At 62.2% G+C, this 16,796-nt stretch carries 14 protein-coding genes; 9 read left to right on the forward strand and 5 right to left on the reverse strand.

All coding sequences use genetic code 11. The features are described 5' to 3' along the window. Positions 1-3: 3 nt before the first annotated feature. From xylB to HCK03_RS08330, 9 genes are all read left to right on the forward strand, one after another. The gene (gene xylB / locus HCK03_RS08290; protein WP_143717841.1) at positions 4-1,467 is read left to right on the forward strand and encodes a xylulokinase; all 1,464 of its coding nucleotides are present in this window, start codon (positions 4-6) and stop codon (positions 1,465-1,467) included. A gap of 133 nt (positions 1,468-1,600) precedes the next feature. Next, complete coding sequence (locus HCK03_RS08295) at positions 1,601-2,878, forward strand: RbtT/DalT/CsbX family MFS transporter (RefSeq protein WP_143717271.1); 1,278 nt, start codon at positions 1,601-1,603, stop codon at positions 2,876-2,878. 51 nt (positions 2,879-2,929) lie between these two features. After that, positions 2,930-3,592, forward strand: coding sequence for an HAD family hydrolase (locus HCK03_RS08300; protein ID WP_041146417.1), 663 nt, complete (start codon positions 2,930-2,932; stop codon positions 3,590-3,592). Between the two features lie 316 nt (positions 3,593-3,908). Continuing rightward, positions 3,909-5,063 carry a mandelate racemase family protein gene (locus tag HCK03_RS08305; RefSeq protein WP_076945694.1) on the forward strand — a complete coding sequence of 385 codons (1,155 nt, stop codon included), beginning with the start codon at positions 3,909-3,911 and terminating at the stop codon, positions 5,061-5,063. Positions 5,064-5,191: 128 nt separating this feature from the next. Further along, complete coding sequence (locus HCK03_RS08310) at positions 5,192-6,814, forward strand: ABC transporter substrate-binding protein (RefSeq protein ID WP_041146415.1); 1,623 nt, start codon at positions 5,192-5,194, stop codon at positions 6,812-6,814. Then, positions 6,811-7,848: an ABC transporter permease gene (locus HCK03_RS08315; RefSeq protein ID WP_041146414.1), complete on the forward strand. Its 1,038-nt coding sequence runs from the start codon at positions 6,811-6,813 to the stop codon at positions 7,846-7,848. Before HCK03_RS08310 ends, HCK03_RS08315 begins: the two co-directional genes overlap by 4 nt. After that, entirely contained in the window at positions 7,845-8,750 is a 906-nt protein-coding gene (locus HCK03_RS08320) for an ABC transporter permease (RefSeq protein ID WP_041146413.1), read from the forward strand. Before HCK03_RS08315 ends, HCK03_RS08320 begins: the two co-directional genes overlap by 4 nt. Continuing rightward, entirely contained in the window at positions 8,722-9,585 is an 864-nt protein-coding gene (locus tag HCK03_RS08325; protein WP_045856425.1) for an ABC transporter ATP-binding protein, read from the forward strand. The genes HCK03_RS08320 and HCK03_RS08325 overlap by 29 nt, the downstream gene beginning before the upstream one ends. Positions 9,586-9,595: 10 nt before the next feature. Then, positions 9,596-10,369, forward strand: a complete 774-nt coding sequence (locus HCK03_RS08330; RefSeq protein WP_143717269.1) for an ABC transporter ATP-binding protein — start codon at positions 9,596-9,598, stop codon at positions 10,367-10,369. 38 nt (positions 10,370-10,407) lie between these two features. Here HCK03_RS08330 and yegS read toward each other — a convergent pair whose 3' ends face one another. The 5 genes from yegS to mdtD form a co-directional block, all read right to left on the reverse strand. Continuing rightward, positions 10,408-11,301: a lipid kinase YegS gene (gene yegS, locus HCK03_RS08335; protein ID WP_041146411.1), complete on the reverse strand. Its 894-nt coding sequence runs from the start codon at positions 11,299-11,301 to the stop codon at positions 10,408-10,410. A 274-nt stretch (positions 11,302-11,575) separates the two neighbouring features. Beyond that, entirely contained in the window at positions 11,576-12,937 is a 1,362-nt protein-coding gene (trhP, locus tag HCK03_RS08340; RefSeq protein ID WP_115192257.1) for a prephenate-dependent tRNA uridine(34) hydroxylase TrhP, read from the reverse strand. 228 nt (positions 12,938-13,165) lie between these two features. Continuing rightward, the gene (baeR, locus tag HCK03_RS08345; RefSeq protein WP_045855766.1) at positions 13,166-13,888 is read right to left on the reverse strand and encodes an envelope stress response regulator BaeR; all 723 of its coding nucleotides are present in this window, start codon (positions 13,886-13,888) and stop codon (positions 13,166-13,168) included. Then, the gene (gene baeS / locus HCK03_RS08350; protein WP_041146408.1) at positions 13,885-15,384 is read right to left on the reverse strand and encodes an envelope stress sensor histidine kinase BaeS; all 1,500 of its coding nucleotides are present in this window, start codon (positions 15,382-15,384) and stop codon (positions 13,885-13,887) included. The genes baeR and baeS overlap by 4 nt, the downstream gene beginning before the upstream one ends. Then, entirely contained in the window at positions 15,381-16,796 is a 1,416-nt protein-coding gene (mdtD, locus tag HCK03_RS08355) for an MFS transporter (RefSeq protein ID WP_167691391.1), read from the reverse strand. Before mdtD ends, baeS begins: the two co-directional genes overlap by 4 nt.

Below are 16,796 nucleotides of genomic sequence, written 5' to 3' on the forward strand. Positions count from 1 at the left end.
GCTATGTACTTAGGGATCGATCTTGGCACGTCGGAAGTGAAAGCGCTGGTCATTGACGAGAACAACGACGTCGTCGCCAGCCATAGCGCACCGCTGAGCATTCAGCGGCCCCATCCTCACTGGTCAGAACAGGCGCCGCAGGCGTGGTGGGAAGCCACGGAATATCTGATGACCACCCTGCGGGAAAAGTGCGGCCCTCACTGGTCGGCCATCAAGGCGATTGGCCTTTCGGGGCAGATGCACGGCGCGGTGCTGCTGGACGAGCGCGGGGAGGTGATCCGCCCGGCAATTCTGTGGAACGACACCCGCTGCGCCGACGAGTGCCGCGAGCTTGAGGAGGCCGCCCCCGAGCTGCACCAGGTGGCGGGAAACCTGGCGATGCCGGGGTTTACCGCGCCTAAGCTGCTGTGGGTGCGCCGCCACGAGCCGGCCAACTTCCAGCGCACGGCGACGGTGATGCTGCCGAAGGATTATCTCCGCTACCGGATGACCGGCCGCAAAATCTCCGACATGTCGGACGCCGCCGGGACGCTGTGGCTGGACGTGGCGAAGCGCGACTGGTCCGATGCGCTGCTGGACAAGTGCGGCCTGTCGCGCAGCCATATGCCGACGCTGGTCGAAGGCTGCGAGGTTTCAGCAACCCTCGATCCGCAGGTGGCGGAGCGCTGGGGGCTGAACGCGTCGGTGGTGGTGGCCGGCGGCGGGGGCGATAACGCGGTCAGCGCCATTGGCGTTGGGGCGGTCTCGCCGGGGGATGCCTTTATCTCGCTCGGGACCTCCGGCGTATTGTTCGTGGTCACCGACGCCTATCGTCCGGCGCCGCAGTCGGCGGTTCACGCCTTCTGCCACGTGCTGCCGAACCTGTGGCATCAGATGAGCGTGATGCTCAGCGCCGCCAGCTGCCTGCAGTGGTTTTGCCGTCTCACCAGCACCACCGAGGTCGCTCTGCTGGAGGAGATTGCCCAGCTCAGCGAGGAGGAGAAAGCCAGTGCGCCGTTCTTCCTGCCGTACCTTTCCGGCGAACGCACCCCGCATAACGACCCCGACGCTCGCGGGATGTTTTGGGGGATGACGCACTCCAGCCTGCGCGCGCAGCTGGGCTACGCGGTGCTGGAGGGCGTGAGCTTTGGCATCAACGACGGGCTGCAGGTGCTGAAGGAGAGCGGCACGCGGATTGAGCAGTGCTCGCTGGTCGGCGGCGGCGCCCGAAGCCCGTTCTGGGCCCAGCTGCTGGCGGATATTCTCGCGATGCCGGTGGTCACTCACAAAGGGGGCGAAACCGGCGGCGCGCTGGGGGCCGCGCGGCTGGCCTGCCTGGCGGCAGGGAAACCGCTGGCCGCGGTGTGCGAAAAGCCGGAAGTCTGGCAGACCTGGCGCACAACGCCGGCCCGCCATCAGGCACTGATGCAGCGCTATGCGCAGTTTAAAACCTTATATCTCAACGACCTGAATTACCGTCAGCGCTAAATATCAATAACATACCCTAACGAATTCGGGCCGCGGGAAGGCAAGGCGCCTGCGGCCTGAACGATGAGGGGTAGAACAACCGCTCCGGTGGCGTCATCGGAGCGAACTCCTGTACCCTGCAAACGAGGTCATTATGTCCACAACCAATAAACAGTGGCTCGGTCTGCCCCTGAATCTGATATGGGGATACATTGCTATCGCCGTGTTTATGACCGGCGACGGTTTCGAGCTGGCTTTTCTCTCGCACTATATCAAAGAGCTGGGCTTCACCCCGGCGCAGGCCTCTTTCGCCTTTACGCTGTACGGCCTGGCCGCCGCGCTCTCGGCGTGGATTTCCGGCGTGGTGGCGGAGATCATCACCCCGCAGAAAACGATGATGATCGGCTTCGTGCTGTGGTGCGTGTTCCACGTTCTGTTCCTGATTTTTGGCCTCGGACACGCTAACTATCCGCTGATCCTGCTGTTCTACGGCATTCGCGGCTTTGCCTATCCGCTGTTCCTCTACTCGTTCATCGTGGCGATTATTCACAACGTCAAAAGCGACAGCGCCAGCTCGGCGCTGGGCTGGTTCTGGGCGGTCTATTCCATCGGCATCGGCGTGTTCGGCAGCTACATCCCGAGCTTTACCATCCCGCATATCGGCGAGCTCGGTACGCTGTGGCTGGCGCTGGCGTTCTGCATCACCGGCGGCGTCATCGCGATGGTCGCGCTGCGCAAAATCGAAACGCCGCGGCATATGCAAAACCTGACCACCCGCGAGAAGTTTGCCGAGCTGGGCCGCGCGGTCACGCTGCTCTACAGCAATCGCAATATTCTGCTCTCCAGCATGGTGCGTATTATCAACACCCTGTCGCTGTTCGGCTTTGCGGTCATTATGCCGCTGATGTTTGTTGACGAGCTGGGCTTCACCACCTCGGAGTGGCTGCAGGTGTGGGCGGTGTTCTTCTTCACCACCATTTTCTCCAACGTGCTGTGGGGGATCCTCGGCGAGAAGCTGGGCTGGATCAAAGTGGTGCGCTGGTTTGGCTGCGTCGGCATGGCGCTGTCGAGCCTTGCCTTCTACTACATTCCGCAGCACTTCGGGCATAACTTCGCCATGGCGCTGATCCCGGCGGTTGCGCTGGGGATCTTTGTTGCCGCCTTCGTGCCGATGGCCGCCGTGTTCCCGGCGCTTGAGCCAAAGCATAAAGGGGCGGCCATTTCGGTCTATAACCTGTCGGCGGGGCTCTCCAACTTCCTCGCCCCGGCGATAGCGGTGGTTCTGCTGCCGTACTACAGCACCATCGGGGTGGTTATCGCCTACACCGCGCTGTACGTGCTGGCGTTCTTCCTCTGCGCGTTTATCCGCGTCGAGCAGCCGGGCTTTAGCCAGCAGCCGGCCGGCAGCGGTAAAAGCGTCGAATTTTCCTGATGATAGTCTACGGGCCGCGTGAGCAATATCGCGGCCCGCCTGAGGTGGATGATGAGTATTAAAGCGGTAATTTTTGATATGGACGGCGTGCTGATTGACTCGGAAGGTCTATGGCGCCAGGCGCAGATGGAGGCCCTGGCATCGCTGGGCGCGACGGTCAGCGTCGAGGAGTGCGAAACCTTGACCAAAGGCAAGCGGCTGGACGACATTGCGCGCATCTGGTGCCGCCACTGCCGGCTCAGCGTCGCGCCGCAGCGCCTGCAGCAGACTATCCTGCAGCGGGTCACCGGCCTGATTACCGCCAGCGGCGAGGCGATGGAGGGGGTCAATGACGCCTTAGCCCATTTCCGCCGCTGCGGCTATAAGATTGCGCTGGCGACCTCCTCGTCCCATCAGGTGATTGCCGCCGTGCTGGATAAGCTCGCCCTGCGCCCCTGGTTCGATGCGATCTCCAGCGCCGACGACGAAGCGTGGGGCAAGCCGCACCCGGCGGTCTACCTCTCAACCCTGCGCAAGCTCAACCTCCGCGCGGAGCAGTGCCTGGTTATCGAAGATAGCGCCAGCGGCTTTCAGGCCGCCCGGGCCGCGGGTATTCCGACGATAGCGGTGGCTGAAGATTGCCAGCATCCGCAGTTCCACGGTGCGGTTGCCCGCCATCACTCCCTCACCGAGCTGCTGCTATCGCGCGACGAACGCGTTAAGGCGGCCGGATAGTTCCGAACCGGTGAGCGCAGGATCCCTGGAGGTGTAAACGGTCGGTTTATCTCTTTTCTGCGCTCATTTTTCACGCTTTTCCCTTGGCGATCGCCTTCACATTTCCTCTCCCTTTTGTGAAAACAATCACGTCCTGTCGTGCCGATGCCCAAAATTCGGTCGTTGCATAGCGGAATTTGTCCGAGGCAGTGTTAATGATTTGTGCTTAGATTAATAATTGAAACGCTTTTTCAATTATATGAACTCATTCACCATGCTTATCAGTTGGGCGAATTTTGGCCATATGGGTTCAGGTGCATCGTACTAAGGACAAAGAATGAAAATTGAATCTGTAAACGTCACCGTTTTTCACTATCCCACCCGGCGGGTTGCCGATAGCGCCGGGCACTCCCACCCGGGAGCGGAAGGGCTGGCGAAAATGGCGATGCTGACCATCACCGCCGATGACGGCACCCAGGGCTACGCCTTCGCGCCGCCGGAAGTGGTGCGCCCGTTTGTGGTGGACACCTTTTTCCGCAAGGTACTGGTGGGGCAGGACCCCTTTAATCGCGAGCGCATCTGGCAGGATCTTAACCACTGGCAGCGCGGCAGCGCCCACCAGCTGACCGAACGCGCGCTGTCGTTTGTTGAGCAGGCGCTGTGGGATCTGCTGGGCCGCAGGCTCAATATGCCGGTCTATAAGCTGCTGGGCGGCTATCGCGATAAGGTGCCGGCCTACGGCAGCACCATGTGCGGGGACGATCTGCCCGGCGGCCTGTCGACGCCGGACGAGTTCGCGGCGTTTGCCGAAAAGCTGGTGGCGCGCGGCTACAGGGCCATCAAGCTGCACACCTGGATGCCACCGATCGCCTTTGCGCCGAATCCGAAGATGGATATCAAAGCCTGCGCCGCGGTACGTGAAGCGGTTGGCCCGGACGTTGAGCTGATGATTGACGGCTACCACTGGTACAGCCGCGCCGAGGCGCTGTGGATTGGCAAAGAGCTGGAAAAGCTCGACTTCGCCTGGTTTGAAGAGCCGATGGAGGAGGATTCGATGTCGTCCTACGCCTGGCTGGCGGAAAACCTGACCATTCCGATCGTCGGCCCGGAGAGCTTCGGCGGCAAGCATCATATGCGCGCTGAATGGGTGAAGGCCGGAGCCTGCGATATTTTACGCGCCGGGGCCAACGGCGTCGGCGGGATTACGCCCACCATGAAGGTGGCGGCGCTGGCGGAGTCTTTCGGCATGGACTGTGAGGTTCATGGCAACGGGGCGGCGAGCCTGGCGGTGGTGGGGGCGATCCGCAACTGCCGCTGGTACGAGCGCGGTCTGCTGCACCCGTTCCTCGATTACGACACGCCGGCCGCCTATCTCAACAGCATCGTTGACCCGATGGATGAGCAGGGCTTTGTGCATTTGTCACAGCGCCCGGGCCTCGGAGAAGACATCAACTTTGCGTATATCGAAGCCAATACCGTTAGCCACAACTGATTAATAAAAAGTCCGCATGCTGAAGGCATAGCGGATATGGCCGAACGGATAACAATGATAAAACAGGCCCTGAGTCAGCCGCTGCGGCGCCAATGATGACGGGCGTGTACCCTACAGGCGAAAGATAGATGAAGAAATCCTCCTTACTGGGAGCGTGCCTGCTCGCGCTCGCCGTGACGCTGGGGAGCGGGGCGAGCTACGCCAAAACGCCGCCCGACCAGCTGATCGTCGGTATGAATATGAATAACCTGCTGACACTCGACCCGGCGGCCATGACCGGCAACGAGGTGGTGGGGGTAGTGGTCAATCTTTACGATTCACTGGTTGAACTGGACCCCGAGCAGCTCACCAACGTGCGTCCGGCGCTGGCTAAATCCTGGGAGATAAGCCCGGACGGCGCGACGCTGACCTTCCATCTGCACGACAACGTGACGTTTCACTCCGGCAATCCGCTGACCGCGGCCGACGTGGTGTGGTCGATGCGGCGGATCCTGCACCTTAACCTCGCCCAGGCCTCGGTGTGGAAATCCTACGGCTTCAGCAAAAGCAATATCGATAAGCAGGTGACGGCGCTGGACGACGTGACGGTGCAAATCACCCTGCCGAAGGCCAACGATCCGCAGCTGGTGCTCTACTCCCTCGGCGCGCTTGGCAACCTTGGCGTGATCGACAGCAAAACGGTGCAAAGCCACGCGCAGGATAACGACTGGGGCAACCGCTGGCTGACCACCCACGAAGCCGGGTCCGGGCCGTTTATGCTGGAAACCTGGCAGGCGAAGGAGGTGCTGCGCATGCAGCGCAACCCGAACTACTGGCGCGGGGAGGCGAAGATGAGCCGGGTGGTGTTGCGCCATTTTCAGGAGTCGCAAACGCTGCGCCTGATGATTGAGAAGGGCGATCTCGACATCGCCAACAATATGGCGGTATCGGATATCAACGCCCTGCGCAGCAACCCGCAGCTGAGCGTCGATGCGGTGCAGCGCGGAACGATGTACTACGTGGCGATGAGCATGAAGGAGGCGCACTTCGCCAATCCTAAGGTGCGCGAGGCCCTGCGCTACCTGATTGACTATCAGGGGATTAACCGGGCGCTGATGCCGGGCTACGGCGTGCTGCACCAGCGGCCGATCAAAGCCGGCATGCCCTCGACGCTACCGGACCCGGGCTACCGGCTGGATATTGCGCGGGCGAAAAAGCTGCTGGCGGAGGCGGGCTATCCCGACGGCTTCACTACCACGCTGCGGGTGCTCTCCGACCAGCCGTTCCTCAATATCGCCATTGCCGTGCAGTCCACGCTGATGCAGGCGGGCATTAACGCCAAAATTATTACCGGTACCGGCAACCAGATCTACGGGGCGATGCGCGAGCGTCAGTTCGACCTGCTGGTGGGCCGCGGCGGCAGCGGGATGGAGCCGCATCCGCACTCCAGCCTGCGGGCGCTGGTCTATAACCCGGATAACAGCGACGCCGCGCGGCTGACCAACTTCCAGGGCTGGCGGACCGGTTTTTACGACCCGCAGCTCAACGCGATGATCGACGGCGCGCTGCTCGAACGCGACCCGCAGAAGCAGGTTGCCGACTACCGGGCGATTCAGGCCCGCTACGACCAGCTGATCCCGGCTCTGATCCCGCTTTCACAGATGGTTGATTCGGTGGTGGTCCGTCGGGAGGTGCACGACTATCGACCGCATCCGTCCGCCACCACCTTTTTACGCGAAGTCTATAAAGTCAGCGAAGGAGAGAAAGGATGAGTACACGCCTTTTCGCGCCCGGCTCCCGCGCCCGGCGTTTGGCTAAACGGCTGCTGCAGGTGGCGATCACGCTGTTCGGCCTGCTGCTGCTCACCTTCACCATCGGACGGGTGATGCCCATCGACCCGGTGCTGGCGATTGTTGGCCCGGATGCCGACCACGGCACCTATCAGCAGGTGTACCACCAGCTGGGGTTTGACCAGTCGCTGGTCACCCAGTTTGCCATCTATTTCGTCAACCTGCTGCACGGGGATCTGGGCAACGCCCTGCTGACCGGGAAACCGGTGATGGACGACATTATTCGCGTCTTCCCGGCGACCATGGAGCTGGCGACGATGGCGATCATCGTTGGTGCCGGGCTCGGTATTCCGCTGGGCGTGCTGGCCGCGGCGCGGCGCAACAGCCTCAGCGACTACGTGGTGCGTATTATTAGCCTCGCCGGCTACTCGACGCCGATCTTCTGGGTCGGGATGATCGGGCTGCTGGTGTTCTACGCCTGGCTCGGCTGGGTGGGCGGCGCCGGACGGGTGGATCTCGGCCTGGACGGGATCGTGCCGCGGCGCACCGGCCTGATGACCGTTGACGCGCTGCTGGCGGGGAATGGCCGGGTATTCTGGAACGCCATCAATCACCTGATTTTACCCGCTTCGCTGCTCGGCTTTCACTCGCTGGCCTACATCAGCCGCATGACCCGCAGCTTTATGCTGGCCCAGCTGTCGCAGGAGTTCATTATCACCGCCAGGGTGAAGGGGCTCACCGAGCGGCAGGTTATCTGGCATCACGCCTTTCGCAACATACTGGTGCAGCTGCTGACGGTCGTGGCGCTGGCCTACGGCGCGCTGCTGGAAGGGGCGGTGCTGATCGAGACGGTCTTCTCGTGGCCCGGCTTCGGCTCCTATCTCACCGGCAGCCTGCTGCTCGGGGATATGAACGCGGTGATGGGCTGCGTGCTGCTGGTGGGGGTGATTTTCGTGATGCTCAATCTGCTTTCCGACATGCTGTACCAATTCTTTGACCCGAGGACCAAATCATGACGGTTTCGCTGGATACCCCGCTGCGAGGCGGAACGAACGAGGGCCGCCAGCGGATAGTTCGCGGGCTGAGGCGCGGCGCCGGGTTTATCGGCCGGATGGCGCGCAATCCTCTCACCGCGATCGGCGGCGGGATTATCGGCCTGCTGCTGGTGGTGGCGATTTTCGCGCCGCAGATTGCCCCCTATCACCCGCTGGTGCAGGACCTCAATAACGCGCTGGCGGCGCCCAATGCGCAGCACTGGTTCGGCACCGACGAGTTTGGCCGCGATATCTTTAGCCGGCTGGTCTACGGTTCGCGCATCACGCTCTATATCGTGCTGCTGGTGTCGGTGACCGTTGGGCCGCTGGGGCTGCTGCTGGGGGTGAGCGCCGGCTACTTTGGCGGCAGGGTGGATATGGTGCTGATGCGCGTCACCGATATCTTTATCTCCTTCCCAAGCCTGGTGCTGGCGCTGGCCTTTGTGGCCGCGCTGGGCCCCGGCCTTGAGCACGTGGTGATTGCGATTACGCTGACCGCCTGGCCGCCGATTGCACGTCTGGCCCGCGCGGAAACGCTCTCTCTGCGGCAGGCCGATTTTATCTCGGCGGTGCGTTTACAGGGCGCTTCTGCGACCCGCGTGCTGTGGCGGCACATTGTGCCGCTGTGCCTGCCATCGGTGATCATCCGCATCACCATGAATATGGCGGGAATTATCCTGACCGCCGCCGGGCTGGGGTTTCTCGGCCTCGGCGCCCAGCCGCCGGATCCGGAGTGGGGGGCGATGATCTCCAGCGGTCGCACCTACATGATGGAGTGCTGGTGGGTAGTAACGATCCCGGGGCTGGCAATCCTGATCAACAGTCTGGCATTCAACTTCTTAGGAGATGGCCTACGTGACATCCTCGATCCTCGTAGCGAATAGCGCACCGCTGCTCGACGTGCGCGACCTGTGCGTCGACTTTGTTAACGGCGGCGCGGTCACCCATGCGGTGCGCGGCGTCTCCTTCCAGCTGGGGCGGGAGAAGCTGGCGATTGTCGGCGAGTCCGGCTCGGGCAAATCCACCGTCGGGCGGGCGCTGCTGCAGCTGCATCCGAAAAAGGCGCGGGTTAGCGCCAGCCGGATGCAGTTTGCCGACCTTGATTTACAGCAGCTCAGCGAGGCGCAGATGCGCGCCGTGCGCGGCAAGCGCATCTCCATGATTATGCAGGACCCGAAATACTCGCTCAATCCGGTGGTGTGCGTCGGCGATCAGGTGGCTGAAGCCTGGCTCACCCACCATCCGGGGCGTAAAAACGAGGCCAGAAGCAAAGCGCTGGAGATGCTGGAGGTGGTGCGCATCCGCGACCCGCAGCGCGTCTATCGGCTCTATCCGCACGAAATTTCCGGCGGCCAGGGGCAGCGCATCATGATTGCCATGATGCTGATCGTCGACCCGGAGCTGGTGATTGCCGATGAGCCCACCTCGGCGCTGGACGTCTCGGTGCGTCTGCAGGTCCTCGGCCTGCTCGACGATCTGGTGCAGTCGCGCGGGCTGGGGCTGATATTTATCAGTCACGATATCAACCTGGTGCGCAGCTTCTGCGATCGGGTGCTGGTGATGTACGCCGGGCGGGTAGTGGAGTCCATTGCCGCCAAAGACCTTGATAACGCCCGCCATCCCTACACGCAGGGGCTGATTAACTCCCTGCCGGATATGCAGCGTCGCCGCCCGGTGCTACCGGTCCTACAGCGCCAGGCCAGCTGGCTGACGGAATAAGGAGAGCCTGATGATTGACGTACAAAACCTCAACCTCGCCTTTGGCGAGGGCAGTAAGCGTAGCCAGGTCCTGCATGACGTGAGTTTTCACGTCCGTTCCGGCGAGATCTACGGCCTGGTGGGGGAGTCCGGCTCCGGCAAAACCACGGTGCTGAAGTGCCTGGCCGGGCTGTTCACCCACTGGCAGGGGGCGCTGGCGATCGACGGCCGCGCGCTGGAGCATAAAATCAGCCGCCAGCGCTGTCGGCAGGTGCAAATGGTGTTTCAGGATCCCTACGGCTCGCTGCACCCGCGGCATACCGTGGGCGATATTCTTGAGGAGCCGCTGCAGATCCACGGTATCGGCGATCGCGATCGGCGGGTCAATACGCTGCTGGACAGGGTGGGGCTAAATCGCGCCTTTCGCGACCGCTATCCGCACCAGCTTTCCGGCGGCCAGCGCCAGCGGGTGGCGATCGCCCGGGCGCTTATCCTCGAACCTCAGGTGCTGCTGCTGGATGAGCCCACCTCTGCGCTGGACGTTTCGGTGCAGGCCGAGATCCTCAACCTGCTGGCGGAGCTGCAGCGGGAGGCGAAGCTCACCTATTTAATGGTCACCCACGACCTTGGGGTGATTGCCCATCTCTGTCATAAGGTGGCGGTGATGCAGCACGGGCAGATCCTCGAAACCCTGACGGTGGATGCGCTGGTCAACGGCGAGGCGCAGGCGGCCTACACGCAAATGCTGGTCAACGCCAGCCGGCAGTATACCCGGGAGATGGCGCGGGAGGTGGCCGCGTACTGAATGACGCCCGGCGGCCTGTCGCCGCCGGGCGTCGGGGATTATTTCAGCAGCGCGCAGTCCGGCGGCAGCCGGCAGCGCAGGGCGCCGGGCAGAATTTCCATGCGGAAGGTTTTGCCGCTCAGCGGCTCGCCGTCGAGGTTAAAGGTCATCTCGTGGGCGGCGGTAATTTCAAACCACGACGACACGCCGTCCACCAGGTTAGGGGAGTTGTCGGGATTGGCCAGCGTGCTGAACAGCGCCGGCAGCAGCTCCTGGCCGGTAAAGATGCGCAGATGCAGCAGCCCGTCGTTGATTAACGCTTGCGGGCACAGCTGCTGGCCGCCGCCGGCCTGACGTCCGTTGCCGATGCCGATCACCAGCGCGTCCCCTTGCCAGGAGAAGTTTTCCCCGCGAATTTCACAGCGGTCGGGCTTAAGGGTATCCATGCGCATCAGGCCGTGGATCAGGTAGGAGACGCCCCCCAGCGCGGCCTTGAGTTTTTCCGGCGTTTCGGTGGTGATCCGGGTGCCGAAGCCGCCGGTGGCCATATTGATAAAGCCGGTTTTATCGTTGACCCGCGCGACGTCAATCGCGATATCGCGCCCGACGATCGCCAGCTTGAGTGCGCTGGCAAGATCCTGCGGGATGCCGACGCTGGTGGCGAAGTCGTTGGCGGTGCCGAGGGGGATGATCCCCAGCGCCGCCTTGCTGCCACTCTGCACCAGCGCGGTGGCGACTTCATTGATGGTGCCGTCGCCGCCGCCGGCAATCACCGTGCCGACGTTAAGCCGTTCGGCCTCATCGACGAAGCGCTCGGCGTCGCCTTTTTCCCAGGTGACGCGGACGTGGATATCGACGCCTTCGTCGCGTAACAGCGTTATCGCTTCGCGCAGCTGCGGCTCATTAGCGCCTTTGCCATTCAGGATCAGTAAGCTGGACGGAAACGTTGACATGATGGTTGCCTCATTGCACAAGATGCAGACAGTGTATCTCAGGTTGGCGGCGATGAAAATTTTACGCGAAAAATCGTGGGGATAGCGCGCGGGCGGCGGGATTAAAAAAATAAGCCCGCGTAAGGGAGATTACGCAGGCTAAGGAGGTGGTTCCTGGTACAGCTAGCATTTATGGGTTATGTTTTTCAGCGAAATGGATGATAACGACTTTAAGCGAAACGGTATGTGATCCGTTTCTAATATCCGTGCATCCTGAAAAAATAACCCTGATAAACTAGTTGCTGTGCGGGTTTCGGGTGCTCTGGCCGGTGAAGTTGCGCATCAGCAGGGCGTACTGCAGCACCATATCTTCCGGTACCGGCAGCCAGACCGTGTAGCCATCGCCGGGGGCGACCGGCATCACTTCGCCTTTGGCATTTTCCATATGCTCGAGGGTGAAGTTGACGTTGCCCTGCGGCGTCATCAGCTCAAGGCTGTCGCCGAGGGTGAATTTGTTCTTCACCGCCACCGCCGCCAGCTGGCCGTTACGTTCGCCGGTAAACTCCCCGACAAACTGCTGGCGCTCTGACAGCGAGTAGCCGTACTCGTAGTTCTGATAGTCATCGTGGGTATGGCGACGCAGGAAGCCTTCGGTATAGCCGCGGTGGGCCAGCCCTTCGAGGGTTTCCAGCAGGCTTTCGTCGAACGGTTTGCCGGCGGCAGCGTCGTCGATCGCCTTACGGTAGACCTGCGCGGTACGGGCGCAGTAGTAGAAGGACTTGGTGCGGCCTTCGATTTTCAGCGAATGCACGCCCATCTTGCTCAGGCGCTCAACGTGAGCGATGGCGCGCAGATCCTTCGAGTTCATGATGTAGGTGCCGTGCTCGTCTTCGAAGGCGGTCATATATTCGCCCGGACGCTTGGCTTCTTCAATCATAAATACCCGATCGGTCGGCTCACCAATTCCAAGAGTGGGCTCAACGTTCTGTACCGGGATCGGCTCATGCTTGTGCACGATATTGCCGACGTCGTCCTGCTTGCCTTCCTGGACGTTATATTCCCAGCGGCAGGCGTTGGTGCAGGTGCCCTGGTTCGGGTCGCGTTTGTTGATATAGCCGGAGAGCAGGCAGCGGCCGGAGTAGGCCATGCACAGCGCGCCGTGAACGAAAATCTCGAGCTCCATCTCCGGCACCTGGCTGCGAATTTCGGCGATCTCTTCCAGCGACAGCTCGCGCGAGAGAATGACCCGGCTGAGCCCCATCTGCTGCCAGAATTTTACCGTTGCCCAGTTGACGGCGTTGGCCTGGACCGAGAGGTGGATCTGCATCTCGGGGAAGTTTTCCCGTACCAGCATGATTAGGCCCGGATCGGACATGATCAGCGCATCCGGCCCCATTTCCACTACCGGCTGCAGATCGCGAATAAAGGTCTTCAGCTTGGCGTTATGCGGCGCGATATTCACCACCACGTAGAACTTTTTCCCCAGCGCATGGGCTTCGTTGATGCCGAGCTGCAGGTTTTCGTGGTTGAATTCGTTGTTGCGCACGCGCAGAGAGTAGCGCGGCTGGCCAGCATAAACGGCATCTGCGCCGTAGGCGAAAGCGTAACGCATATTTTTCAGCGTTCCCGCCGGGGAAAGGAGTTCCGGTTTAAACATGATTTTCTCGTTCTGATGACAGGTCAGATTCGCCGCAGCTGGTGGGCGAGTTGGGGAGTGTCCCCACATTAAGGGCGGGCATTGTAGCGCCGTGGGGCAGGCAGGTAAACCCTTTCCCGCCGCCTGCGCCGGTCGGATGGTTCAGGCGCTATAGAGGGCATAACGGCGGAGGCGCTGTAAGCGTAAAAAAATACCCGCCAGAAGGCGGGTAATGGCGCTAGCCCCGGCCTATGCCAGTCGGCAGGCGTCCGCCTCCCAGCGGTAGCCGACGCCGTAGACGGCGCGGATAAACGACTGCTCGGCGTCCAGCGACTCCAGCTTGCGGCGCAGGTTTTTAATATGGCTGTCGATGGTGCGGTCGGTGACTACGCGATAATCATCGTAGAGATGATTCAGCAGCTGCTCGCGCGAGAACACTTTGCCCGGCTCCTGGGAGAGCGTTTTCAGCAGGCGAAACTCCGCGGGGGTGAGGTCCAGCAGCTTGTCGCGCCACGAGGCCTGAAAGCGCCCTTCATCGACGATCAGCGGGCTGTCGGCATCCAGCGCCTGCAGCTCCGGGCGCGGCCGGCAGCGGCGGAGGATGGTTTTCACCCTCGCCACGACTTCACGCGGGCTGTAGGGCTTGCAGATATAGTCGTCGGCGCCGATCTCCAGCCCCAGCAGGCGGTCGATCTCCTCAATTTTGGCCGTCACCATCACCACCGGAACGTCGGAGAAACGGCGAATTTCGCGGCACAGCGTCAGGCCGTCGGTGCCCGGCAGCATCAGATCCAGCAGGATCAGGTGCGGCGGCGTCTGGCGAACGTAGGGCAGCACCCGATCGCCGTGGTTAATCAGCGTCGGCGCGTAGCCCGCGGCAAGCAGATAGTCGATCAGCAGCTGGCCGAGCTTGGGTTCATCTTCCACGATAAGAATACGCGGCGTGTTTTCATCAACAGGTAATTCAGTCATACGTCTCTCGGTAAATCGCGTTCCAGAGGTAACTCTACTTTAATGCTAACCCCGCCAAAAGGCGAATGGCCGGCCCGTAAGGTGCCGCCGTGGGCGGCGACGATATTCACGCAGATAGCCAGCCCGAGGCCGGAGCCGCCGCTGGCGCGATTGCGCGAGCCTTCCGCGCGGTAGAAGCGTTCACAGAGGCGCTCCAGCTGGGCGTCGCTGACGCCAGGGGCGCTATCGGCGAAGTCGACGATCAGCATCCGACCGCTTTGCGCGGCGCTAATCAGCAGCTTGCCGCCGCTGTCGGTGTAGCGAAGGCTGTTTTCCAGCAGGTTGTTGAAAAGCTGCATCAGGCGATCGCCGTCGCCGAAAATCATCGCGCTTTCCGGCAGCGATACGCCGATCTCCAGCCCGCGGCTGGCGAAGCGCTCGCGGAAGGCTCCCGCCGCGACTTCCAGCAGGTTGATGATATCCACGGAGGTTTTCTGATAGGCCAGCGCGCCCTCGTCCGACATCGACAGCTGGTGCAGATCGTCAACCAGCTTGGTCAGGGTAGCGACCTCCGCCTGCAGGGAGGGAATAGAGTCCGGGGTGAATTTGCGCACTCCGTCCTGAATCGCCTCCAGCTCGCCGCGCAGAACCGCCAGCGGCGTGCGCAGCTCGTGGGAAATGTCCGCCATCAGGTCGCGGCGCATCTGTTGGTTGCGCTCAAGGGTGCTGGCGAGCTGGTTAAAGTCCTGCGCCAGGCGGCCAAGCTCGTCGCCGCCGCTGGCGGTGACGCGGGTGGAGAAATCCCCCGCCGCGAGGCGATGGGTGCCCTCTACCAGCCGCTTGACCGGCGCCAGCAGGCCGCGCGCCAGCGGGAAGGTGGCCAGCGCCGCGAGGATGGTCGCCAGGGCCACAATCAGCCAGCTGGTGCGCTTCTGCTGACGATCGAAGTTGATATCGGTATTGCGGGTTAAGCGCTCTACCGGCGAGGCGATGACCGCCCCCACCGCGGCGCCGTCAACGAGGATCTCGCGGCGGGTGCCGTCTTCGGGCACCGGCTCGCGCGGGCCGACCAGCACCCGGCCATTCTGATCCACCACCCAGAACATCGTCCGCCAGCCGTGCGGCGGAATATCCGGCCCGGGACCGCGCGGCCCGTCATCCGGCGGCGGTCCGCGGTCCGAGCCGGGGCCTGGCCCGCGCGCTCCGTCAGGCCCGGGTCCCTGGCCGTGGCCGGCGGGGGAGCGGTCGTCGTTGTCGCGTTCAAAGGTGCGCAGCAGCTGGAAAATAAAGCGGTCGTTGTTGCGCAGGAACTTCCAGCTGCCGTGCTGGGCATACTGCTCGCTGAGGGCGTCGCCGAGCATCGTCAGCCGCTGCTCGTTGCCGCGCTTAATGTAGTCGATAAATCCGCGCTCAAAGCTGATCCGCACCGCCCAGTGCATGCTGATCAGCAGCACGATACAGGTGGCGAAGATGGCGAGAAACAGTTTGCCGGTAATGCCGGGACGCCAAAACTTCACGGTTCACTCCTTTTGCGGCGGGCGATGACGGTATTGCCTTCGATGTCATCCGGCACGCGGGAAAAAATAAGCGCCGGCAGCGAAATAATGACCGCCATGCTCAGATAGGTGTAGAGAAAGACCTGATGCGCGGTCGCCGCATCGGCGCTGAGGTGCTGCTGGCCGAACATCCCCAGCAGCATGCCGGCGATGGTCACGCCAATGCTCATCGCCAGCTGCATCACCATCGACAGCATGCTGTTGCCGCTGCTGGCCAACGGGTCCGGCAAATCCTTCAGCGTCAGGGTATTCATTGACGAGAAGCGGCTGGAGTTGATCATGCCCTGTAAAAACAGCACTACCGGCAGCAGCCAGTACCAGCCCGCCAGCGCGACGGCCATAAACAGCAGGCTAACCAGCGCGAGGCCGAGGGTGGCGACGGTCAGCACCCGGCGGTAGCCAAAGCGGTTCACCACCTGTACCACGATGCGCTTCATGCCCATGCTGCCGAGCACCATCGGGATCATCATCAGGCCGGCGTGGAACGGCGTGAAGCCGAGGCCAATCTGCAGGAATACCGGGGTCATAAACGGCAGCATGCCGCTGCCGATGCGCCCGGCAAAGCTGCCGCCGAGCCCGAGGGAGAAGGTGCGGTTGCGGAACAGGTCGAGGCTGAACAGCGCCCCGTCGTTGCCCCGCGCGTGCCACAGATAGAGCCCAATGGAGGCGATGCCGATGGCCACCAGCGCCGCCAGCAGCGGCGGAGAGATGCCGAGGCCCTTTTTGCCGTCAAGGGCGAGGGTCAGCGTCGCCATGCCGGCGGCGAGCAGGATAAAACCGAGCATGTCAAAGCGCCGCGTCTGCAGGGTGTAGTTCGGCATCAGCGAGAGCGTGGCGATAGCGCCGATAATGCCGACCGGAATATTGATTAAAAAGATCCAGTGCCAGGAGGCATATTCCACCAGCACGCCGCCGAGCGCCGGGCCCAGCAGCGGCCCGACCTGGCCGGGAAGGGTGACGAAGGTCATCGCCGCCATATACTGCGAGCGGGGGACGATTTTCATCACCGTCAGGCGGCCAACCGGCACCATCATGGCGCCGCCGACGCCCTGCAGCACCCGGGCCAGCACCAGCTGGTCGAGGGTATTGGCCTGGGCGCAAAACAGCGATCCGAGGGTAAAGAGGATAATGGCGCTGAAAAAGATATTGCGCACTCCCACCCGGTCCGCCAGCCAGCCGCTGGCGGGCAGCATAATCGCCACCGTCAGCACGTAGGAGACGATAACCATATGCATATGCAGCGGGCTCTCGCCGAGGCTTTTGGCCATCGAGGGGAGGGCGGTATTAACGATAGTGGTATCCAGCGACTGCATAAAGAAGCCGAATGCCACTATCCATAGCTGCCAGCGTACGCTGGACGGGAGATCGGTCAT

The sequence above is a fragment of the Klebsiella terrigena genome, assembly GCF_012029655.1.
Classification (GTDB): Bacteria; Pseudomonadota; Gammaproteobacteria; order Enterobacterales; family Enterobacteriaceae; genus Klebsiella; species Klebsiella terrigena.

Bases quoted from the DNA above. Each gene is read 5' to 3' on its own strand.
- HCK03_RS08300 (WP_041146417.1), top strand. From the start codon at position 2,930: ATGAGTATTAAAGCGGTAATTTTTGATATGGACGGCGTGCTGATTGAC.
- HCK03_RS08305 (WP_076945694.1), top strand. From the start codon at position 3,909: ATGAAAATTGAATCTGTAAACGTCACCGTTTTTCACTATCCCACCCGG.
- HCK03_RS08310 (WP_041146415.1), top strand. From the start codon at position 5,192: ATGAAGAAATCCTCCTTACTGGGAGCGTGCCTGCTCGCGCTCGCCGTG.
- xylB (WP_143717841.1), top strand. From the start codon at position 4: ATGTACTTAGGGATCGATCTTGGCACGTCGGAAGTGAAAGCGCTGGTC.
- trhP (WP_115192257.1), bottom strand. From the start codon at position 12,937: ATGTTTAAACCGGAACTCCTTTCCCCGGCGGGAACGCTGAAAAATATG.
- HCK03_RS08315 (WP_041146414.1), top strand. From the start codon at position 6,811: ATGAGTACACGCCTTTTCGCGCCCGGCTCCCGCGCCCGGCGTTTGGCT.
- HCK03_RS08320 (WP_041146413.1), top strand. From the start codon at position 7,845: ATGACGGTTTCGCTGGATACCCCGCTGCGAGGCGGAACGAACGAGGGC.
- mdtD (WP_167691391.1), bottom strand. From the start codon at position 16,796: ATGACCGATCTCCCGTCCAGCGTACGCTGGCAGCTATGGATAGTGGCA.
- HCK03_RS08295 (WP_143717271.1), top strand. From the start codon at position 1,601: ATGTCCACAACCAATAAACAGTGGCTCGGTCTGCCCCTGAATCTGATA.
- yegS (WP_041146411.1), bottom strand. From the start codon at position 11,301: ATGTCAACGTTTCCGTCCAGCTTACTGATCCTGAATGGCAAAGGCGCT.
- HCK03_RS08330 (WP_143717269.1), top strand. From the start codon at position 9,596: ATGATTGACGTACAAAACCTCAACCTCGCCTTTGGCGAGGGCAGTAAG.
- baeR (WP_045855766.1), bottom strand. From the start codon at position 13,888: ATGACTGAATTACCTGTTGATGAAAACACGCCGCGTATTCTTATCGTG.